Here is a 20,356-nt window from a genome sequence, read left to right on the forward strand (position 1 = left end):
GCGGCGCCGCGTCGCTCAGGCGACGGACGAGTAGGCGACGATCCCGCGGCGGATCGACTCGAGCGCCTGCCGGGCGACGCGGCCCACGTTCCCCTGCGCCACCAGCGACAGCTGGTCGAGCAGGTCGATCGTCTGCTTGGCCCAGCGGACGAAGTCGCCGGCGGCCATGTCGGCCTCGGTCAGCACCGCATCCAGCCCGGAGCCGCGGGACCACATCCACATCGCGAGCGAGATCGCGGTCGACGGCGGTTCGCTGCCGGGAAGCCGGTTCTCCTGCTCGAGGTCGTCGAGGCGGCTCCACAACGTGGTGGTCTTCTCCAGCGCCGGCCGGAAGGCGCCGCGCGGCAGCGTGCGCTCGCTCGCGAGCCCCTCGTCGCGGCGCGGTTCGAAGACGAGCGCGCAGGCCATCGCGGCGAGCCCCGGTGCGTCGAGGTCCTTCCAGACGTTGCGGCGCAGGCATTCCGCGACCAGCAGGTCACGCTCGCCGTAGATGCGCTTCAGCGTGCGACCGTGCACCGTCAGCACGGTCTCGCCGTCCTCGTCGGCCAGGTAGCCGAGCTCGAGGAGGACATCGGAGACGCGGTCGAAGACCTTCGCCACCGCTCCGGTCCGCGACTGGATCTGCGACCGCAGGCGATCGGTGTCGCGCTTCAGCTTCCACCAGCGCTCCGCCCAGCGGGCGTGCTGCTCCCGCTCGGTGCAGCGGTGGCAGGGGTGGTCCTTCATCCGCTTGCGCAGAGCCGCGAGCTGCTGCTGGCGCTGCTCCCGCTCGCGGTTCGACGCGTTCTCGATGCGCGATCCCTTGCGCTCCAGGTCGGTGAGCTCGCGGCGGATGCTGAAGTACTCGCGGAAGTCGCCCAGGTGGCAGGCCATGGCCTCCTCGTACCCGGCGAGGGACTGCTCCTGCTGCATCGCCTTGCGCGCCAGGTCGACCACGGCGCGGTCGGCCTGGAACTGCGCGAACGACGACTCCAGGATCTCGCGCGTGCGCGGTCGCCCGAACTGATCGATCAGGTTGACCGCCATGTTGTACGTCGGACGGAAGCTGGAGTTCAGCGGGTAGCTGCGGCGGGAGGCGAGCGACGCCACCGACTGCGGATCGAGCCCGTCCTCCCACTGGATGACGGAGTGCCCTTCGACGTCGATGCCGCGACGGCCGGCACGGCCGGTGAGCTGTGTGTACTCCCCCGGCGTGATCGGGACGCGCGCCTCCCCGTTGAACTTCTCCAGCTTCTCCAGCACCACCGTGCGGGCGGGCATGTTGATGCCGAGGGCGAGGGTCTCCGTCGCGAAGACCACCTTCACGAGCTTCCGGCGGAACAGCTCCTCGACGACCTCCTTGAAGGCCGGCAGCAACCCGGCGTGGTGGGCGGCGACGCCGCGCTCCAGGCCCTCCAGCCACTCCCAGTACCCGAGCACCGCGAGGTCCTCGTCGAGCAGCGTGCGACAGCGCTCCTCCACGATCTCGCGGATCTCATCGCGCTCGTGCTTCTCGGTGAGCCGGACGCCGGCGCGCAGCACCTGCTTCACCGCGGCGTCGCAACCGTTGCGGCTGAAGATGAAGAAGATGGCGGGCAGCAGGTTGCGGTCATCCAGCAGTGCGACCAGGTCCGCGCGGTTCATCCGGAAGCTGTCGGGGCGGCCGCCCTTCGAGTGGTAGCGCCCGACGTCGCGCATCTGCCGGCTGCTCAGCACCCGTCCGCCGTAGCGGGCCATCTGCACGAGCTCGGGGTTCACCCGGTTCGTCGCCGCGAGACCCGACGAGTCGAACAGGTCGATCAGCTTCGAGCGCATCAGGATGTGCTGCTCCAGCGGCACCGGGCGCTCCTCGGACACGACGACGTCCGTGTCGCCGCGCACCGCCTGCAGCCAGTCGCCGAACTCCTCGGCGTTGGAGACCGTGGCGCTGAGCGACACCATCCGCACCTCCGACGGCAGGTGGATGATGACCTCCTCCCACACGGCCCCGCGGAAGCGGTCGGCCAGGTAGTGCACCTCGTCCATGACGACGTAGGCGAGGTCGGTGAGGAGGTCCGAGTCGGCGTACAGCATGTTGCGCAGCACCTCGGTCGTCATCACGACGATCCGGGCGCGCGAGTTGATGTTGGTGTCGCCGGTGAGGAGGCCGACCGACTCGGGGCCGTACGCTTCGACGAACTCCTGGAACTTCTGGTTGCTCAGCGCCTTCATCGGCGTCGTGTAGAACACCTTGGCGTTCGCCTCGCGCATGGCGAGGAACACCGCGAACTCCGCGACGATCGTCTTGCCGGCTCCGGTCGGCGCCGCGACGAGCACGCTGCGGCCGCGTTCGAGCGAGGCGCACGCCTCACGCTGGAACGGGTCCAGATCGAACCGGAGCCCTTCGCGGAAGGTCTCGAGCAGGGGCTGGCGGGCCCGGTCGCGGGAGGCGGCGTACCGCTCCGCCGGCGAGAGCGTCTGGTCGGTCACACGACCAGCCTATGCCTCCGATCAGGCGGCGAGTTCGGCTTCGAGCCGCAGCTGGTTCTTCGCCGCGCGCCGGTCGTGCAGCCAGGCGACGCCGTATGCGGCGAAGTAGAGCGCCACCATCGGGATCGCCAGCAGGAACATCGACAGGACGTCCGCCGCGGGCGTCGCGATGGCCGTGAAGAGGGCGATCAGGATGAGCGCCCAGCGCCACGAGGCGATGATCGACTTCGCACTGAGCACGCCGACGAAGTTGAGCAGCACCAGGAACACCGGCAGGACGAACGCGATGCCGACGGCGATGACGAGCTTCAGGATGAAGTCGAAGTACGTCTTCGCGCCGATGATCGCCGAGTCCGCCTCCGGGGCGAAGCTCGTGAGCAGGCTGACGATGTGGGGCACGAGCAGCCAGCCGCACACGCCGCCGGCCACGAAAAGCGGCACGGCGGTGAAGAAGAAGCCGAAACCGTACTTCTTCTCCTTCCGCGTCATCGCGGGGACGAAGAAGGCCCAGATCTGGTAGAGCCAGACCGGGCTGGAGATGATGGCGCCGATCGTGATGGCGACCTGCATCTTCAGGTCGAAGGCGCCGGTGATGCTGTCGTAGTTGAGCATCGCCTCGCGGCCCTGCTGCGTCGCGATCGCCGTGATCGGGCCGCGCATCGCATTCATCACGTAGTCGCTGAGGAACCAGCCGACGACGGAACCGACCAGGAGGGCCAGAGCCGAGCGGAAGAGGCGTTTGCGAAGCTCGATGAAATGCTCGGCGAGCGTCATCCGTCCTTCGCGGTTCGAGCCTCGCTTCGTGGAGGCCACCGGACTAGGACTTCGGGTTGGGCTCGGTCGAGGGGTCGACCGGGGTGACCGTCGGCGCCACCGGAGCCTGCGCGACCGGGTTGGCGGCGGCGGTGTTCTGCGCGGTGGTGTTCTGCGCGGTGCCGTCGGCCGGCTGGTCGGACTTGCCGTCCTTCTTGAGCTCGTCGACCTCGCCCTTGAAGATGCGCATCGACTGGCCGATGCTCTTGGCGAGCGCGGGGAGCTTCGGCGCACCGAACAGCAGCAGGATCACGGCGAGGATGATGAGCAGATGCCATCCGGTCAGTCCTGCGAACATGAGATCAGGTCCTTCTCAAAAGGTGGGCGAAGCGATCCGGAACCGTCGCCGGATCCACATCGACCAGTAGTCTACCGCGTCGGACCCGGGCGTCCCTGCGAGCTTGCCGCGCATAGGCGCGCTCGGTGAGGTGCTGCTCGCGCTCCGCCCGCAGCACGTCCACGTCGGCGAGTACCGCCGGTTCGAAGCTGTCGTGGAGCTCCTCGGCCCGCTGCGACAGCACCTCGGCCTTGTCCATCAGCGCGGCCGCCTCCCGTCCCGCGGCGACCACCTTGCGAAAGAGCGACCACGCGAAGTACGCGAGCTCGCCGAGCAGACCGAGCACGAGCACGGTCCAGATCACGAGCCACGACCACCAGGGCATGCCGACAGCCTAGCGGCCGGGTTCTGCGGCGTCGCGGTAGCGCTCGACCCCGGCCCGGGCCCACCCCGCGACGACCTGGCGCGCCTCCGGCGGGTCGAGCACGGTGAGCACGCCGGAGAGGCCGGCGACCAGTCGCTTGAGTCCGTGGAAGTGCGCGACCCGCAGGCTCGTGCGGATGACGCCCCCGCGCTCCTGCCGCTCCGCGCCTTCGGGGATGTAGTCCTCGATCAGCGGGATGGCGGATGCGGAGACCTCCACCGTCACCAGCAGGTCCTCCGGCGTGCCGGTGAACAGCGTCTCCGGCAGCTTCACGTCGCCCGGGCGGTAGGTGATCGGCTCCGTCGTGGCGACGAGGTCGTCGATCCGGTCGAGGCGGAAGGTGCGGATCGCTGTGCGCAGATGGTCCCATCCGCGCAGGTACCAGTCCTGGTCGACGGACTCGATCCGCAGCGGGTCGACGCGCCGGCGCTCTCGCTCACCACGGGAGCTGAGGTAGTCGAACTCGACCTGCACGCCCGCGAGGACCGCATCCCGGATCGTCGCCAGCGCCTCGTCGGTCTCGGACCGCGCGACGGCGAGCTGGCTCGGTGCGGCGGACGCGCCGCGCGCCAGCTTGGCCATCAGCGAGCCGATCGCGTCGCGGTCGGCGTTCTCGGGCAGCGCCGTGAGGTACTGCAGCCCGGCGATCAGGGCCGCCGCCTCCCGGGCGGAGAACCGCGGGGAGTCGTCGATGGCGACCTGGTGGGTGAGGACGATCTGGTCGTTCTCCTCGAAGTCGTCCCACGCGATGTCGAAGAGGTCGCCCGGCTGGTACGCGTTGGTCTCCCCCGGGATGCCCGAGACGGCGATCAGGCGCACGGCGTCGCGCAGCTGGTCCTGCTCCACGCCGAAGTGCTCGGCCGCCTCGGCGACGCTGACGCGGTCGCGGTCCATCAGGTACGGCACGAGGGCGAGCAGGAAGGCGAGCTTGTCCTGCGCCTGCATCGGTTTCCGTCGTTCAGCCATCGGCGCGCTCCCCCGTCGCTGCACCTTCGTCTGCGGCGCCGGAATGTGCGGCGCCGGAGTCCGTGGCGCCGGAGTGAGCGTCGACCACCGCCTCCAGCCGCTGCAGCACCTGCTCCCGCAGCTCCTCCGGTGCGAGCACCAGCACCTCGGGGCCGAACGAGGCCAGCTGGTCGGCCAGGATGTTGCTGTCCGAGAAGTTCACGGTGAGCCGAACGGGCTCGCCGTCGGCCCCCACCGGCACGGCGTCGCCGTAGCGCTTGCCGAGCCGGGTCGCCGCATCCGTGCCGGCCGTGACCTCGATCTCGGCGACGTTCGACTCCCAGATCCGCTCCAGCTCGAGGAGGGCGCGCTCGGCGAACGCCTCGCCGCCGACGCGGTACTGCTCGGGGTCGAAGACCCGCGAGGTGAGCTTCACCGGCCCGACGACGCGCGACAGCAGGAAGGTGCGCGACTCGAGCGCATCCTGATCGATGCCCTGGAGATGCCAGCGACCCTGGTGCTGCACCAGCGCGAGCGGCGCGACGGTGCGCTGCCGGGACGCGCTCTCGCCAGGCTTCAGGTACGGGAACTGCACCATGACGTGGCGTTCCAGCGCCTGGCTGAACGGCTCGAACGCCGCCTCGCGCACCCGCAGCCGCGGTGCGTAGCCGACCACCGGGTCGTCCGCTTCGACTCCCAGGGAGCGGAGCTTCATCAGCGCGCGCCGGGATTCGCCCGACAGCGACCCCTCGCGCCACACCGCCGCGGCGAGACCGAGCAGCGTCAGCTCCTCCGGCGAGAAGCTCACGTCGGACGGGAGGTCGTATGCCCCTTTGGGAATGCGATAGCGCAGCAGTTGATTGTTGCCGGACGCCTCGGGCGCCTCCACCGTCTCGAGCGGGACGCCGAGCTCGCGGATGTCATCCTTGTCGCGCTCGAACTGCCGTTCCAGGCTGCTGTTGTCGCCGTGCGGCTCATACCGCTGGCGGTAGCCCTGCACGGTCGAGAGGATCTCGCTCTTGGTCAGGCCGTTCTCCGTCGCGAGCAACGCCAGCACGAGGCTGAACAGACGCTCCTCGACGGGGACGCGCGCGGGCGAGACGGGTGAACGGGACACCCGTCCATCCTAGTCCGCGGGTCAGCGCACCCCGAGGATGTCGACCACCCAGGCGGCGGCCGGAACCTGGCCCTCGGCGGGCGCGTTGATGACGACCTGCGAGCCGACCTTCTTGCCGACCAGCTGATCGAGCACGCCCTGCGGCAGCGCCTGGTTGAGCTGGCTCTGGCCGCTCTTGATCGACACCAGGTCGGGCGAACCCGACTGCCAGCTCGAGAAGACGACGTTCTTGTTCTCCCAGCCCACGGCCGTGTACTGGAGGATGACGATCGAGTCCTTCTTGACGGTCGCGCCGTCGCCGGACTTCAGCTCCTCGGTGCGGACCGTCTTCGGTGCTCCACCCGCCGACGGGATGGTGATGCCCGGCTGCCCGGTCGGGGCGAGCACGACGGTCGGGAAGCCGTTCTGCGAGGGACGGACGGCGCCGTCCGCCTTCGGGAGGTACGCCTTCATGATGTCGACGACGATGATGCCGGAGGTCGTCGCGCCGCTGCCGCCGGCGTCCTTCGGCGAGACGACGACCGCGACCCGCGAGCCGACGGGCGCGCACTGCAGGCCCTTGCTCAGCGCCTCGTTGCCCGAGCCGAGCGCGAGCGGGTAGGTGTCGCCGCTGCCGTACGAGGTCTGCTGCACTTCGCCGGTCGCACCGTCGAGGATCGTGTACTGGATCTCGACGACCTGGCCGCGCTGGACCTTCTCCCCGGTGCCCTCGGTGATGATGGTGCGCTCCGACTTCGTGGTGTCGAGCGGCGTCGGAACGGTGATCTTCGGCTTCGAGCCGATCTTCCCGGTCGCCTGGACGAGGTTCGACGCGTTGCCCGTGGGCAGTGCGGAGCCGCAGTCGGCGTTCGGGTTGGTCGAGCATCCGGTCAGCGCGACGGCCACCAGAGCGGCGGCGGCCACGATCGCGGACGTTCTTCCGATGGTCACTCTGCGCACGGGTTCTCTTTCGATCGGGGCTGGGAGCAGCCCATTCATGCTAGCCGACGCCCGGAGCGTCCTCGTCCGCGTCGCCTGAGGGTTCGTGCACGGTCGCGGTGTCGCGCGACTTCGCGAGATCGGCGCTCGCGGCCGCTTCGCGCATCCGCTTCCGCAGGCTCTTGGGGCTCGACTCCCGCTCCCCCAGCGCCCCGGGGGTCCAGGCCTCGACATCCGCGTCCGAGTAGTCGGACTTGGAGGGCCGGCGCTTGAGCTCCGGCAGCACGGTTCCCGGCGCGAGGCGGCGCGCGGTGATCAGGAAGCCGGTGTGCGCGATCATGCGGTGGTCCGGGCGCACGGCGAGGCCCTCCACGTGCCAGCCGCGGACCATCGTCTCGTTCGACTGCGGGTGCGTGTAGTCGCCGGAGGCTCGGATCGCCTCGGCGACGCGCGACAGCTGGGTGACGGTCGCGACGTAGCAGATCACGACGCCGCCGGGCTTGAGGGCGTCGGTGACCGCGTCCAGCGTCTCCCACGGGGCGAGCATGTCGAGGACCACGCGGTCCACGGTGCCGGGCTCGACCGCCGCCGGGAGCGCATCCTGCAGGTCGCCGACGGTGAGCGTCCAGTTCTCCGGGTCGCCGCCCAGGAAGGTCGCTGCGTTGCCGCGGGCGACGTCGGCGAACTCCTCCCGGCGCTCGAACGAGAGCAGGCGGCCCTCGGGGCCGATGGCGCGCAGCAGCCACAGTGACAGGGCGCCGGAGCCGACACCCGCCTCCACCACGGTGGCCCCGGGGAAGATGTCCGCCAGGGCCAGGATCTGCGCCGCGTCCTTCGGGTAGACGATCGCGGCGCCGCGCGGCATGGACATCACGAAGTCGGTGAGCAGCGGCCGCAACGCCAGGTGCTCGACCCCCGCGTTGTTGGTGACGACCGAACCGTCCGGGAGGCCGATGATGGCGTCGTGCTCCAGCACGCCGCGGTGGCTGTGGAACAGCTTGCCCGGCTCGAGGGTGATCGTGTTCATGCGGCCCTTGGGGCCCGTCAGCTGCACGCGGTCGCCCGCGCGGAACGGGCCGGAGCTGCGTCGGCTCTCGTTCATCGGGTCTCCCCCTCGCGGCGCGCGCGGGCGACGGCGACGACGTCGTCGGCGGTGCGTCCCTCCAGCGACTCCCACAGCGTGTGCTCGTCGGACTCGGGCAGCGGCACGATGTGCGGCACCCCGATGGTGGCTGCGCCCGACGAGACGGCGGAGGCCAGCCCGACCAGCGAGTCCTCGATGGCGACGGTGTCGCGCGGCTCGACGCCGAGCAGGCGGGCGGCGCGGAGGTACGGTTCGGGCGCCGGCTTCGGCTCCTCCACCTCGTCGCCGCTGACGATGACGTCGAAGGCGTCGAACGGGATGTGGCCGACGATCTGCTCCGCCATCCGGCGCACGGACATGGTGACCAGGGCGGTCGGGATGCCCCGCTGACGCAACGACTCGAGCAGCTCGCGGGCGCCGGGCCGCCACGGCACGCCCTCCTCGTCGAGCTTCTGCTGCACCCGGTCGGTCAGCCAGTGGACGATCTCGTCGGCCTCCATCGCCACACCGCGCGAGCGGAGGATCTCCGCCGAGTTCCAGAGACCGAGCCCCACGAGCAGCAGGCCGTCCTCGTGCGTCCACGTGCCGCCGAACGAGCCGACGAGCTCCTGCTCGGAGGCCATCCAGTAGGGCTCGGTGTCGACGAGGGTGCCGTCCATGTCCCACAGCACGGCGGCGGGGAGGACGGCGGCGGACGAGCCGGCGGTCTCGCGGTCGAGAGGGGCCTGTTCGCTGCGGGGGGAAGACGCGGTCACAACGGGCAAGTCTATCCGGAGAGGGGCGGGCCTATTCTTGAGGGATGGCGCCCCGACCGGACGCCGGGAAGGACGAGGGACGACTTCGTGACTGACGGACAGAACATCCTCGGAGGCCGCATCCTGGTGGTGGCGTTCGAAGGCTGGAACGACGCCGGCGAGGCGGCCAGCGGCGCGGTGAAGACGCTCAAGGAGCAGCTCGACGTGGTGCCGATCGCCGAGGTCGACCCCGAGCTCTACTTCGACTTCCAGTTCAACCGGCCCGTGGTGACCGACGACGACGGGCGCAGGCGCCTCATCTGGCCGTCCGCGGTCGTCTACGGCCCCTCCCTCCCCGGGCACATCGGCGAAGACCTCGCGGGCGACGCCGAGCTGACCGTCACCGGCGACAACGCCGGCAACATCTTCCTGCTGCTCGGCACCGAGCCCTCCCGCAGCTGGCGCAGCTTCACGGCCGAGATCATGGATGTGGCGCTCGCCGCCGACATCGGAGCGGTCGTCTTCCTCGGCGCGATGCTCGCCGACGTTCCGCACACCCGCCCGATCTCCGTCTTCGCGTCGAGCGAGAACGCGGCCGTCCGGGCCGAGCTCGGCGTCGAGCGCTCCAGCTATGAGGGGCCGGTCGGCATCCTGAGCGCGCTGGCCGAAGGCGCCGAGGACGTGGGCATCCCCACGATCATGATCTGGGCGTCCGTGCCCCACTACGTGCACAACGCCCCGAGCCCGAAGGCGGTGCTCGCGCTGATCGACAAGCTCGAGGAGCTGGTCGACGTGACCATCCCGCGCGGCACCCTCGTGGACGAGGCCGCAGCCTGGGAGTCGGGGATCGACGCGCTCGCCGCGGACGACGAGGAGATGGCCTCCTACATCCAGCAGCTCGAGCAGGCGCGCGACACCGTCGACTCCCCCGAGGCGAGCGGCGAGGCGATCGCCCAGGAGTTCGAGCGCTACCTGCGCCGGCGCGGGGACGGCCGGGACGGCGGTCGCGACGGCGGCACCGCCGGGCGCGGGCCGGACGACCCGCGGCGCGGCTAGCGCTCGGTCGCAGGTGGCGGGTGGCCGTTAGGCCTGCAGCACGCCCGTGGCGAGCAGGATCATGAGCAGCACGCCGAGCACGATGCGGTAGATCACGAAGGGCAGGAAGCTGCGCCGCGAGATGTAGCCCATGAAGAACGCGATCACGAGGAGCCCGACGACGAACGCGACGACGGTCGCGGCCGCGGTCTCGAACGGACCGAAGACCTCGGGGGTGCACGTTCCGGCGCTGGCGAGCGCCTGGGTGCACGGCTCCTTGACCGCCTTGTACAGCTGGTAGAACCCGCTGCCGAAGACCGCCGGCAGCGCCAGCAGGAACGAGTACCGCGCGGCGGCACGCCGCTGGTAGCCCATGAACAGTCCCGCCGTGATCGTGCCGCCGGAGCGCGAGACGCCCGGGATGAGGGCGAGGGCCTGCGCGAGACCGAAGATGATGCCGTCGAGCCAGGTCAGCTCGCGCAGCCGCTTGGTCTTCGCCCCCACCCAGTCGGCGATGCCGAGCAGGATGCCGAAGACGATCAGCGTCGTGGCGACGAGCCAGAGCGACCGGAAGACCGTCTCGATCTGGTTCTGGAAGAGCAGCCCCAGCACCACGATCGGGATGCTGCCGATGATGACGAGCCACCCCATCCGTGCGTCGGGGTCGTTGCGCGGGATGCGACCGAACAGGGCGCGGAACCACTGCGCGATGATGCGCGTGATGTCCTTCCAGAAGTACAGCAGGACGGCCGCCTCGGTGCCCAGCTGGATGATGGCGGTGAAGCGGGCGCCCGGGTCGGCGCCCGTGCCGAGCAGCTCTCCCACGATGCGGATGTGCGCCGACGACGAGATCGGGAGGAACTCGGTGAGCCCCTGCACGAAGCCGAGGATGAGCGCGTTGATGAAGTCCAAGAGTCGGTGTCCTGTTCCGGAGGGGCGTTCTGGCGGGGAGCGCGGCTCAGTAGGAGCGCAGCAGGTCGCGGAGCACGGTCCTCCCGAACACTAGCGCGTCGAGCGGCACCCGCTCGTCGACGCCGTGGAACATGCCGGGGAAGTCGAGCTCGGCCGGAAGTCTCAGCGGCGCGAAGCCGTACCCGGTGATCCCGAGCGTGCTGAGCGCCTTGTTGTCCGTGCCGCCGGAGAGGAGGTACGGCAGCACCGGTGCTCCCGGATCGTGACGCTGCAGCGTGCCCGTGATGGCGTCGACCAGACCGCCGCCGAACTCCGCCTCCAGGCCGATGTCGCGATGCATGACCTCGATCTCGACGTCCTCGCCGATCAACTCGCGCACCCGCGCGAGCACCGCATCCTCGTCGCCCGGAAGAGTGCGGATGTCGATCAGCGCCTCCGCCGTGTCGGGGATCACGTTGTGCTTGTACCCGGCCTCGAGGAGCGTGGGGTTCGTGGTCGCGCGCAGCGTCGCCAGGATGAAGCCGGCCGCGGTGCCCGTGCGCAGCACGACCTCGTCGGGTCCGACGCGCTCGGGGTCGACCTCGAGCAGGCGGCCCAGCTCGTCGATCAGGCGGGTCGTCGTCGCGGTCAGCTGGACCGGCCAGTCCTCGCGCCCGAGGGCGACGACCGCCTCGGCGAGCTTCGTGATCGCGTTGTCGCGGATCAGGCGCGAGCCGTGCGCCGCCCGCCCCCGCGCGATCAGCTTGATCCAGACCAGGGACTTCTCGCCGGTCTGCAGCAGGTAGGCGCGCCGCCCGGCCAGGTCGATCGAGTACCCGCCGACCTCGCTGATCGCCTCCGTCGCGCCCTCGAACAGCTCGGGGTGCGTGTCGACCAGGTAGTGGGAGCCGCGGCGGCCGCCGTCCTCCTCGTCCGCGAAGAACGCGACGACCAGGTCGCGCGCCGGACGCTCGCCGGCGGCCAGGATGTCGCCGACCGCGGTCAGGATCATCGCATCCATGTTCTTCATGTCGACCGCGCCGCGGCCCCAGAGCAGTCCGTCGCGGATCTCGCCGCCGAACGGGTCGACCGTCCAGTTGCGCGGGTCGGCGGGCACGACGTCGAGGTGACCGTGCACCACCAGCGCCGGCTTCGACGGGTCAGCGCCCTCGACGCGGGCGATGACGCTGGCGCGACCGGGATCGGACTCGAAGACCTGCGGTGCGAGCCCCATCTCGACGAGCTTCGCCTCGACGTACTCCGCCGCGTCGGCCTCGCCGTTCGAACGGCCCTCGCCGTAGTTGGTGGTGTCGAAACGGATGAGGTCACGGGCGATGATCGCGGTCTCGTCGAGGCCGGACCCGGAGGCGCGGAGTTCGTCGGTCATCCCCCAACGCTACCGGGCGATCACGGCCCCCGCCCCGCCACGCCCGGGGTGTGTGGACAAGTGCTGCCGCTGGGGAAAACCGTGCTATCGTCTTTCTTCGGCAGCCGGACGAGTCCGGAAGCCTTCCACCTGTCCGGGTGGCGGAAATGGCAGACGCGCTAGCTTGAGGTGCTAGTGCCCGTATAGGGCGTGGGGGTTCAAGTCCCCCCTCGGACACAGAAGAGCAGAACACAGTAGAGAAGGCCCCGGTCGCGTGACCGGGGCCTTCCGCTTTTTCGCCACCTCGTCCGGGAGCGCCGCTCCCCGTCCGGGACTATGGTGTCGCTGTGTCCCGCAGCAAACGGTCCTCCTCCAGCCTGTTCACCGTGCTGCTCGCCTTCGCGGCGAACATCCTGGTCGCCATCGCGAAGACCATCGCCGCCGTGCTCACCGGCTCCGCGTCGCTCGTCGCCGAGGCGGCCCACTCCTGGGCTGACGCCGGCAACGAGGTCTTCCTCATCCAGGCCGAGCGCTCGGCGGCCAAGCCGCGCGACTCCGCCCATCCGGGAGGCTACGGCCGCGACTCGTACGTCTGGAGCCTGTTCGCCGCCGTCGGGCTGTTCACGGCGGGAGCGGTGGTGTCGATCATGCACGGCGTCCAGGCGCTGTCGTCGAAGGAGGAGGACACCGACTACCTGGTCGGCTACCTGGTGCTCGCCGCGGCGTTCGTCTTCGAGGGCATCTCGTTCATCCAGTCGTACCGCCAGGCCCACGCGAAGGCGTCCTCCATCGGAACGGGGACGTTCGAGCACGTGCTCCGCACCTCCAACCCGACCCTGCGTGCCGTGTTCGCCGAGGACTCGGCGGCTCTCATCGGGCTCGTCATCGCCTTCTTCGGGCTGCTGCTCCACGAGCTCACCGGCAACGGGTTCTGGGACGCGCTGGGGTCCATCCTCATCGGCGTCCTCCTCGCCGTCGTCGCCGTCGTGCTGATCGAGCGCAACCGACGGTTCCTCCTGGGTGAGCCGGGGTCCGACCGGGCCTGGCAGACCGCGCTCGGGATGCTGCTGGAGCATCCCGAGGTCGAGAAGGTCACCTACCTGCACCTGGAGTACGTCGGGCCCGAGCGGTTCTACCTCGTCGCGGCGGTCGACCTCGTGGGCGACGACCGGGAGTCCGACGTCGCCGCGGATCTGGAGCGGGTGGAGGCCGAGGTCGAGGAATCGCCCTGGGTGACCGAGGCGGTCCTGACCCTGTCACGCCCCGGAGCACCCGCGCTGCACCTCGAGGCCGTGCCCGAATCGGCGGACTGAACCGCTATTGCGGTCATAGCGGCCAGCTTCCGACCGCTTGCCGTGCACAATCGAAGTATGGCAAGCACCGGTACGCGAGCACTCCAGCTCCTCTCCCTGCTCCAGACCCATCGCTACTGGCCCGGTCAGGAGCTCGCCGACAAGCTCGGCGTCTCCCCGCGCACGCTCCGGCGCGACGTGGAGAGACTGCGCGACCTCGGCTACCCCGTCGACGCGACGCGCGGCGTCGCCGGCGGCTACCAGCTGGCCGCGGGCGCCTCCCTGCCGCCGCTCGTGGTCGACGACGATGAAGCGGTAGCCCTGGCGGTCGGGCTCCGCACGGCGGCGCAGAGCGGCATAGCCGGCGTCGACGAGGCGTCCGTCCGCGCCCTCGCCAAGATCGTCCAGGTCATGCCGCCCAAGCTCCGGCGGCGGGTGGATGCGCTGCGCACGACGACCCTGTCGACCGCACTGGGCCCGGCGCCGACCGCCGACGCCGCCATCCTCACCGCGCTCGCGCAGGCGTGCCGCGACGAGGAGAGGATCGAGTTCGCGTACGTCGCGCGCGACGGGCAGGCGTCCACGCGCGCCGTGGAGCCGCACCGTCTCGTGTCCATCGAGCGGCGCTGGTACCTCGTCGCCTACGACCTGACCCGCTTCGACTGGCGCAGCTTCCGGCTCGACCGGATCGCGGAGCCCCGGCCGACCGGCACGCGCTTCCGTCCGCGCGCCCTGCCGGCCGAGGATGCGGCCGAGTACGTCCGGGAATCGCTCCACAACGTCGTCGAGCCCCTCGTCGTGGAGGCGGTGGTGGAGGCGCCCTACGATCGCGTCGTCGAGGTGCTCGGCCGCTGGTCGACCGTCGAGGACAACGGCGACGGCAGCTGTGCCGTCCGCATCACCGCGGACAGTTCCGACTGGGCGCTGTTCGGCCTGGCGGCGGTCGACGCCCCGTTCCGGATCGTCGGACCGGAGGAGGCCGTGCACGCCGCCGCCGACTGGGGGGAGCGCTTCACGCGGTCTGCGGCGGCGCTGGGAATCGAGGCCGTTCCCGGACCGGCCCCGGACGGCCCGCTCTAAACTGGAGGGGATGACGACCGCAGCACGCACCCCGAGCCCCGCCGACATCAAGAGGTGGCGACGCTACCTCGCCGACGAACGCGCGGAGGCTGCGGTGTACCGCGATCTCGCCAGCCGTCGCGAGGGCGAGGAGCGCGACATCCTGCTCTCCCTGGCCGAGGCGGAGCGCCGGCACGAGCAGCACTGGGTCGATCTCCTCGGCGAACAGGCCGGCCGGCCCCTGCGCGGCGACGTGCGCACCCGGATGCTGGGCTGGCTCGCGCGCCGCTTCGGCTCGGTCTTCGTGCTGGCACTGGCGCAGCGCGCCGAAGCCCGCTCCCCCTACGCGTCCGACAGCGACGCGACGCCGCAGATGGCGGCCGACGAGCAGGTGCACGAGGAGGTCGTGCGCGCCCTGGCCGCGCGCGGCCGGCAGCGTCTGTCCGGCACGTTCCGGGCGGCCGTGTTCGGGGCGAACGACGGACTCGTCAGCAACCTCGCGCTTGTCCTCGGGGTCAGCGCCAGCGGCGTCCCGACGCACGTCGTGCTGCTGACCGGCATCTCCGGCCTGCTGGCGGGAGCACTGTCCATGGGCGCCGGCGAGTACGTCTCGGTGCGGTCCCAGCGCGAGCTGCTGGAGGCGTCCACCCCCAACCCGGCGACCGGCTCGGCGCTCCCCCACCTCGACGTGGATGCGAACGAGCTCACGCTCGTCTACCGGGCGCGCGGCATGACCCCCGACGAGGCCGCGTCGCACGCCCGCGAGGTGCTCTCCAGCCTCCAGGCGGTGACCTCCCCGATCCCGATCGCTCCGACGGCCGCCGACGACGAGCACGAGGCGATCGGCACCGGTTGGAACGCCGCGCTGTCGAGCTTCTGCTTCTTCGCGTCGGGCGCGCTCATCCCGATCCTGCCGTTCCTGTTCGGGCTCACCGGCACGGCTGCCATCATCGTCTCGGCCCTGCTCGTCGGCATCGTGCTGCTCGGCACGGGCGCCGTCGTCGGGCTCCTGTCGGGCGCGTCGCCGCTCAAGCGCGCGATCCGCCAGCTGCTGATCGGGTACGGGGCCGCAGCCGCCACGTATCTGCTCGGGCTGCTGTTCGGCGCGACCGTCGGCTGACCGGGGGCGGTTCAGCGGCGCCGCCGAAAGATTGAATGCATAGGACCGCCATCCGCGTTATGCGACCGCGTCCCCGTCGTCTTCGTTAAGCGGGGACACATCCGTCCCCCACGGCGGAGGGGCAGCACTCACCATGGCGCATCGACTCGGGCCCGCGGCGCGACGGCCGCGCGCGTGCTGGGCAGCCGCGTGCCTGGTCCTGTGCGCCGCCGTCGGAGTCGTCGCCGCTGCGCTGGTTGCGCCGCCTCCGCTCGCCGCCGCATCGACGACCGCGCTCTCCACCATCCAGGCCACGGGCACCGACACGGAAAACGGATCGAGGGCGGCCGCGCCGGATGCACCCGGCGGCCCGGCCACCGGCACGGCGCGGCCGGGAGACACGGTGTCGTGGGTCGTCGGCTACCAGAACAACAGCGATGCGCCCGCGGAGGTGTCGCTCACCGACGTGCTGACGCGGGCAGGCACGTACGTCCCCGGTTCACTGGTTCTTCCGCCCCCGTCGAATCCGGCCGGCGCGGTGACCCCGCAGTACTCGACGAACGGCGGCGTCTCGTGGGCGACGGGCGCCCCGCCGGCCGATGCGACCGGCGTCGGCTTCAGGGCGTCCGGCATGCTCCCCCGCACCCAGCAGGCGTCGCCCCCGTTCACGATCAGTCCTCCGGTCGACCTCCGTGTCGCCGGCGGCGACGCCTACAATGCGGTCGTCCACAACGGCATGATCTACGCGATCTGGCACCACAGCTCGGGGGCGATCGTCTATTGCGCCACGCCCACCGGCGCGACGTGCCCGGGGTGGCCGACGTCGAGCAACGTCCAGAGCTGGTCGTCGACCACTGGGACGCCGATCGGCACGGGCATCGTCTACCCCGGCAAGAGCGCCCAGCAGAACGGCACCTGGCTGGAGGGCACTCGACTGCACTGGTACATGGGGCCGGACGACAACTCGGGCGTCGTCATCGCCTGCCTCGACCTGGCGACCACGACCCCGACCAGCTGCGGCCTCTCGTCCGTCCCGATCGGCGCGACCACCAGCAACACCCAGGTCGCCGCGACGATCGGAGGAACGGGCCTCCCGGCATCCGACGGCAACACCTGGGCGAGTGCCGTCGGCTCCGGTTCCGCCTACCTGGTCTGCATCACGCCGAGTTCCGCGACCTGCGGGCAGGTCCGGCTGACGACCGGAGTCACCACCGCGAACGTCTACACGTCGGCGGTGTTCGGCGACCACGTATTCGCGAGCGTCCAGCTGACCAGCGCCGGCTCATGGCAGACCTACTGCTACGACCTGGCATCGAAGGCCCTGTGCGCCGGCTCGTGGCCGGTGGCCACGTCCTCGTCCCTCGCCAAAGCGGGGACTCCGTTCGCTCCCCGACTGTCGGCCACCGGCGCACTCAGCGGGATCTGCACGCTGGCGAACGGCACCGGCACGACCTCCGCCTGCTGGAGCCTCACCGGGGTGGCGCAGCCGACCAACCCCTACTCCGGGACGGGCGCGATCGTCGGCGCCGGAGGCAACGGCTCGGGAGACGTCTTCACGATCGGCACGAAGGTGTACGCGCCGGCCGGCGACGTCGTGACCTGCCTCGACTTCGGTCGCTACTCCGGGTCGGGCACGGTGCCCACCTGCACCGGCTTCACAAAGCCGGCGAACAGCAAGAACTACACCACGCGTCCCGCGACGTCGTTCACCCCGGACTGCCTCGTCGCGACCGGTGACGGCGGCCAGATCACCTTCTTCGACGCCGTCACCGGTGGGGCGTGCATCCCTCCGGCGACGACATCGGTGACGGTGAAGCCCGAGAGCTTCTACTGCGGCACGGGAGCCGCGTCGTTCCATCTCTGGCACGCGCTCAGCCTGTCCGGCCTCGATACGGCCGCGTACCGGACCGGGTCCGTGACGCTCAAGGATCAGAACGGATCCGTCATCCCGGGATGGCACGACCGCGCCCTGACCCTCAACGCCGGAGCGCTCGCCTGGGAGATCTCGGACATCCCACGGACGGTGACGCAGCTCACGGCGAGCGTCACCCTCAACGGCGTGACCGACATCGGCAACGTCCGCGGGGCCCAGATCGTCGTCGCCTGGTGGGGGGATCCGCCGCAGATGTGCTTCGCCACCACCGCGCCCGCGAGCACCTGCGACGACGCCGCGCCGCCGACGCTGTCGAACTCGGCGAGCGCCGTGACGACCTCGGCCGCCGGGTCGGACGCCCCGAACGGCAACACGACCGGAGCGGCCGTCTTCCAGGTCAGCCAGGACCCGGCCCGGTGCTCGCTCGCCCTCACCAAGACGTCCTCCGTGAAGGACGCGCGGCCCGGCGACCGCGTCGAGTACGAGATCCTCATCCGGAACACGGGTTCGCAGGCCTACGCGGAGGCCGTCGTGACCGACGACCTGAGCGATGTGCTCGCGGAGGCGACCCTGGCAGACGACCAGCGGGCGACGACGGGGACGGTGACCTACGTGGCACCCACGCTGCGATGGACAGGCTCTCTGCCCCCGGGCGGGAGTGCGACGATCACGTACTCGGTGATCGTCCGGAGCCCAGACCCCGGCGATCACGAGCTCGTCAACGCAGTCGTGTCCCCATCCCCGGGCTCGAACTGCCCGGCCGGCTCGAACGATCCGGCGTGCACCGCGACCGTGACGGTGGAGGTCGTCGATGCCACCTGGCGCAAGACCGACGCGACCGCGGCGAAGAACGTCCTCGCGGGATCGGAGTGGACCCTGACGCCCGTCGACGGGTCCGGGCGGGCCACCGGGCCCGCGACGGCCGTCGCCGACTGCGTGACCGCGGCGGACGGCGACTGCCCGGGAGCGGACAGGGACCCCGTCGCCGGCCTGTTCCGCGTGACGGGGCTGGGACCGGGCACGTACCAGCTGGTGGAGACGCGTGCGCCGGAGGGCTTCCTCCGGGATCTGCGTCCGATCCCGGTCGTGGTGTCGAGGACGGACTCCGCGGTCGCGCTTCCGGACATCGCGAACACGCAGCTCCCGGTCCCCGCCCTCCCCTTCACCGGCGGCCTGGGAACGGACACGCTGACCGTCGCGGGAGGCGGCACGCTGGGCGCCGCGGGAGTGCTCGGCTCCTGCCTGCTGCTCAGACGGCGGCGAGCCGGATGAGCGGGCACGCGGGGGTGCGCTGTCGGCGGGTGGACGTTACACTCGTTCTCGAACATTTGTTCGAGTGGCGAGGTGAGCAGTATGACCGAGATCGACGAGGCGGTCGCCGTCTGGACGACCGACGAGGGCGTCCCCACGCGCCTGGTGTGGCGGTCCACCCGGTACCGCGTGTCGGACACGCCCACGGTCTGGGCGGAGGTGTGCGCCTGGTGGCGACCGTTCGGCGAGCATCGCTACACGATCGGGAGCCTGCCCCGGGAGATCGGCGGGTGGCGGTTCCAGGGCACGAGCGAAGACGGCGTGGCCCACGTGTTCGACGTCCGGCACGACGCCGTCGAGCGGTCGTGGCGGCTGGTCCGCGTGTTCGACTGAGGCGGGCGTGCCTCCCGCACCAGGCGCATCCGGTCGCATAGCCTCCATCGGGTGATGGACGACCGCTACGTAACCGATGTCCTGTCCGGCGACTGGAAGAACGCGGGCCGCAAGGCCGTGCCGACCGTCGAGGCCGTGCGGGACCTGGTGATCGAGGATGCCGCGAGCGGCTTCTGCGGGGCGATCACCCGCCTGGAGGCGCAGACCGTCGAGCTCGAGGACTACTTCGGCAAGAAGCGGGTGTTCCCTCTCACCGGTTCGTTCCTGATCGACGGCGAACCGGTGCGGCTCGTCGTCCCGTCGCGCGCGGCGGGGGGACCGGCCCGTACCGCCTCCGGGTCGTTCTCGGTGGGCGAGCAGAAGGCGCGCGTCGCGCGCGCCAGCCGCATCTTCGTCGAGGGCCGGCACGACGCCGAACTCGTGGAGCGCGTCTGGGGGGACGACCTCCGCGTCGAGGGCGTCGTCGTCGAATACCTCGAAGGCGTCGACGACCTGGATGCGATCGTGAAAGAGTTCCGCCCCGACCGCAGCCGTCGAATCGGCGTGCTGGTGGACCACCTGGTGCCCGGCTCCAAGGAGAGCCGGATCGCCGAGCAGGTCGCGCGCGGGCCCTACGGAGCACATGTCCTGGTCGTCGGGCATCCCTTCGTCGACATCTGGCAGGCGGTCAAGCCGGAGCGCGTCGGCCTCGACGCCTGGCCGGCCATCCCCCGCTCGGTGCCGTGGAAGCACGGCATCTGCGCGGCGCTCGGACTGCCGCACGAGACCCAGGCCGACATCGCCCGCGCGTGGAAGCGCATCCTCGGTCGAGTGCGGTCGTTCTCCGACCTCGAACCGGAGCTCCTCGGCCGGGTCGAGCACCTCATCGACTTCGTCACCGAACCGTAGCGGGCGGCGCTACCAGCCGTACTCCGTGTACGTCTCGCCACGCAGCAGCGCCTCGATGCCGTTCCGGATGACGGGGATGACGTCCGCGGGCAGCGCATCCACATGCGCCCACACCAGCTCGGACGCCTTGTCGGGCTCGCCGATCGTCGGCTGCGCGCCGGGTGGAAGGTCGGCGACGAAGAAGAAGTCGATGTAGGCGTCGCCGTCCGCGCGCCCGTGCTGGACCAGCGCGAGCCGCACGTCGCCCGGGTCGAGCTCCACCCGGATCTCCTCGCGCGTCTCCCGCAGGACCGCGGCGGTGGCCGACTCCCCCGGCTCGACGTGCCCGGCGGGGAGGGACAGCTCGCCGTCCCGGTAGCCCGTGCCCATACGACGCTGCAGCAGGAGGCGATCGCCGTCGAAGAGGCAGAGGTAGACGGCCGCAGGGTAGGTGGTGCGCACCCTCCATT

The 20,356-nt window shown here is 70.8% G+C and carries 19 protein-coding genes and 1 tRNA gene; 8 read left to right on the forward strand and 12 right to left on the reverse strand.

Annotated features, from left to right (window positions below; genetic code table 11):
• Positions 1-15: 15 nt before the first annotated feature.
• From J2W45_RS04585 to J2W45_RS04625, 9 genes are read right to left on the reverse strand one after another with little or no spacing between them, the layout of a single operon-like run.
• Positions 16-2,448, reverse strand: a complete 2,433-nt coding sequence (locus J2W45_RS04585) for a DEAD/DEAH box helicase (RefSeq protein WP_310129388.1) — start codon at positions 2,446-2,448, stop codon at positions 16-18.
• A gap of 21 nt (positions 2,449-2,469) precedes the next feature.
• Positions 2,470-3,222: a twin-arginine translocase subunit TatC gene (tatC, locus tag J2W45_RS04590; protein ID WP_310129390.1), complete on the reverse strand. Its 753-nt coding sequence runs from the start codon at positions 3,220-3,222 to the stop codon at positions 2,470-2,472.
• Positions 3,223-3,265: 43 nt separating this feature from the next.
• Positions 3,266-3,559, reverse strand: coding sequence for a Sec-independent protein translocase subunit TatA (gene tatA, locus J2W45_RS04595; protein WP_310129392.1), 294 nt, complete (start codon positions 3,557-3,559; stop codon positions 3,266-3,268).
• Positions 3,560-3,563: 4 nt separating this feature from the next.
• Entirely contained in the window at positions 3,564-3,923 is a 360-nt protein-coding gene (locus J2W45_RS04600; RefSeq protein ID WP_310129393.1) for a hypothetical protein, read from the reverse strand.
• 9 nt (positions 3,924-3,932) lie between these two features.
• Complete coding sequence (locus J2W45_RS04605; protein ID WP_310129395.1) at positions 3,933-4,928, reverse strand: helix-turn-helix transcriptional regulator; 996 nt, start codon at positions 4,926-4,928, stop codon at positions 3,933-3,935.
• Positions 4,921-6,024, reverse strand: coding sequence for a helix-turn-helix transcriptional regulator (locus J2W45_RS04610; protein WP_310129396.1), 1,104 nt, complete (start codon positions 6,022-6,024; stop codon positions 4,921-4,923). Before J2W45_RS04610 ends, J2W45_RS04605 begins: the two co-directional genes overlap by 8 nt.
• Positions 6,025-6,045: 21 nt before the next feature.
• On the reverse strand, positions 6,046-6,963 hold the full coding sequence (locus tag J2W45_RS04615) for an FKBP-type peptidyl-prolyl cis-trans isomerase (RefSeq protein ID WP_310129398.1): 918 nt from the start codon (positions 6,961-6,963) through the stop codon (positions 6,046-6,048).
• A 40-nt stretch (positions 6,964-7,003) separates the two neighbouring features.
• Entirely contained in the window at positions 7,004-8,044 is a 1,041-nt protein-coding gene (locus J2W45_RS04620; RefSeq protein ID WP_310129399.1) for a tRNA (adenine-N1)-methyltransferase, read from the reverse strand.
• A complete protein-coding gene (locus tag J2W45_RS04625) occupies positions 8,041-8,781 on the reverse strand; it encodes an HAD family hydrolase (protein WP_310129401.1) in 741 nt (246 codons plus the stop codon). Before J2W45_RS04625 ends, J2W45_RS04620 begins: the two co-directional genes overlap by 4 nt.
• 87 nt (positions 8,782-8,868) lie before the next feature.
• Between J2W45_RS04625 and J2W45_RS04630 the strand changes: the two genes are divergently transcribed.
• Positions 8,869-9,816 (forward strand): proteasome assembly chaperone family protein, encoded by a 948-nt coding sequence (locus tag J2W45_RS04630; protein ID WP_310129402.1) that lies wholly within the window; start codon positions 8,869-8,871, stop codon positions 9,814-9,816.
• Between the two features lie 27 nt (positions 9,817-9,843).
• On the opposite strand, the gene J2W45_RS04635 is transcribed toward J2W45_RS04630, so the two are convergent.
• Both J2W45_RS04635 and J2W45_RS04640 read right to left on the reverse strand, forming a co-directional pair.
• A complete protein-coding gene (locus J2W45_RS04635; protein WP_310129405.1) occupies positions 9,844-10,707 on the reverse strand; it encodes an undecaprenyl-diphosphate phosphatase in 864 nt (287 codons plus the stop codon).
• Between the two features lie 46 nt (positions 10,708-10,753).
• The gene (locus tag J2W45_RS04640) at positions 10,754-12,073 is read right to left on the reverse strand and encodes a M20/M25/M40 family metallo-hydrolase (RefSeq protein WP_310129406.1); all 1,320 of its coding nucleotides are present in this window, start codon (positions 12,071-12,073) and stop codon (positions 10,754-10,756) included.
• Positions 12,074-12,204: 131 nt separating this feature from the next.
• Between J2W45_RS04640 and J2W45_RS04645 the strand changes: the two genes are divergently transcribed.
• The 7 genes from J2W45_RS04645 to J2W45_RS04675 all read left to right on the forward strand — a co-directional run bounded on the left by J2W45_RS04645 (position 12,205) and on the right by J2W45_RS04675 (position 19,907).
• Positions 12,205-12,289 (forward strand) — tRNA-Leu (locus tag J2W45_RS04645).
• Between the two features lie 110 nt (positions 12,290-12,399).
• Positions 12,400-13,365 carry a cation diffusion facilitator family transporter gene (locus J2W45_RS04650; protein ID WP_310129407.1) on the forward strand — a complete coding sequence of 322 codons (966 nt, stop codon included), beginning with the start codon at positions 12,400-12,402 and terminating at the stop codon, positions 13,363-13,365.
• A 57-nt stretch (positions 13,366-13,422) separates the two neighbouring features.
• Positions 13,423-14,424, forward strand: a complete 1,002-nt coding sequence (locus J2W45_RS04655) for a helix-turn-helix transcriptional regulator (RefSeq protein ID WP_310129408.1) — start codon at positions 13,423-13,425, stop codon at positions 14,422-14,424.
• A 10-nt stretch (positions 14,425-14,434) separates the two neighbouring features.
• Entirely contained in the window at positions 14,435-15,523 is a 1,089-nt protein-coding gene (locus J2W45_RS04660; protein ID WP_310129409.1) for a VIT1/CCC1 transporter family protein, read from the forward strand.
• Positions 15,524-15,656: 133 nt separating this feature from the next.
• Positions 15,657-18,647 (forward strand): DUF7927 domain-containing protein, encoded by a 2,991-nt coding sequence (locus J2W45_RS04665; RefSeq protein WP_310129411.1) that lies wholly within the window; start codon positions 15,657-15,659, stop codon positions 18,645-18,647.
• A gap of 81 nt (positions 18,648-18,728) precedes the next feature.
• The gene (locus J2W45_RS04670) at positions 18,729-19,019 is read left to right on the forward strand and encodes a DUF6504 family protein (protein WP_310129414.1); all 291 of its coding nucleotides are present in this window, start codon (positions 18,729-18,731) and stop codon (positions 19,017-19,019) included.
• A gap of 54 nt (positions 19,020-19,073) precedes the next feature.
• Positions 19,074-19,907 (forward strand): DUF3097 domain-containing protein, encoded by an 834-nt coding sequence (locus tag J2W45_RS04675; protein WP_310134914.1) that lies wholly within the window; start codon positions 19,074-19,076, stop codon positions 19,905-19,907.
• 9 nt (positions 19,908-19,916) lie between these two features.
• Here J2W45_RS04675 and J2W45_RS04680 read toward each other — a convergent pair whose 3' ends face one another.
• Positions 19,917-20,348 (reverse strand): NUDIX hydrolase, encoded by a 432-nt coding sequence (locus J2W45_RS04680; RefSeq protein ID WP_310129415.1) that lies wholly within the window; start codon positions 20,346-20,348, stop codon positions 19,917-19,919.
• Between the last annotated feature and the right edge of the window lie 8 nt (positions 20,349-20,356).

The organism is Leifsonia shinshuensis (genome assembly GCF_031456835.1).
Classification (GTDB): domain Bacteria; phylum Actinomycetota; class Actinomycetes; order Actinomycetales; family Microbacteriaceae; genus Leifsonia; species Leifsonia shinshuensis_C.

Coding starts and splice junctions, on each gene's coding strand:
- tatC (WP_310129390.1), bottom strand. CDS start 3,222: ATGACGCTCGCCGAGCATTTCATCGAGCTTCGCAAACGCCTCTTCCGC.
- tatA (WP_310129392.1), bottom strand. CDS start 3,559: ATGTTCGCAGGACTGACCGGATGGCATCTGCTCATCATCCTCGCCGTG.
- J2W45_RS04600 (WP_310129393.1), bottom strand. CDS start 3,923: ATGCCCTGGTGGTCGTGGCTCGTGATCTGGACCGTGCTCGTGCTCGGT.
- J2W45_RS04605 (WP_310129395.1), bottom strand. CDS start 4,928: ATGGCTGAACGACGGAAACCGATGCAGGCGCAGGACAAGCTCGCCTTC.
- J2W45_RS04620 (WP_310129399.1), bottom strand. CDS start 8,044: ATGAACGAGAGCCGACGCAGCTCCGGCCCGTTCCGCGCGGGCGACCGC.
- J2W45_RS04640 (WP_310129406.1), bottom strand. CDS start 12,073: ATGACCGACGAACTCCGCGCCTCCGGGTCCGGCCTCGACGAGACCGCG.
- J2W45_RS04655 (WP_310129408.1), top strand. CDS start 13,423: ATGGCAAGCACCGGTACGCGAGCACTCCAGCTCCTCTCCCTGCTCCAG.
- J2W45_RS04660 (WP_310129409.1), top strand. CDS start 14,435: ATGACGACCGCAGCACGCACCCCGAGCCCCGCCGACATCAAGAGGTGG.
- J2W45_RS04665 (WP_310129411.1), top strand. CDS start 15,657: ATGGCGCATCGACTCGGGCCCGCGGCGCGACGGCCGCGCGCGTGCTGG.
- J2W45_RS04670 (WP_310129414.1), top strand. CDS start 18,729: ATGACCGAGATCGACGAGGCGGTCGCCGTCTGGACGACCGACGAGGGC.
- J2W45_RS04675 (WP_310134914.1), top strand. CDS start 19,074: ATGGACGACCGCTACGTAACCGATGTCCTGTCCGGCGACTGGAAGAAC.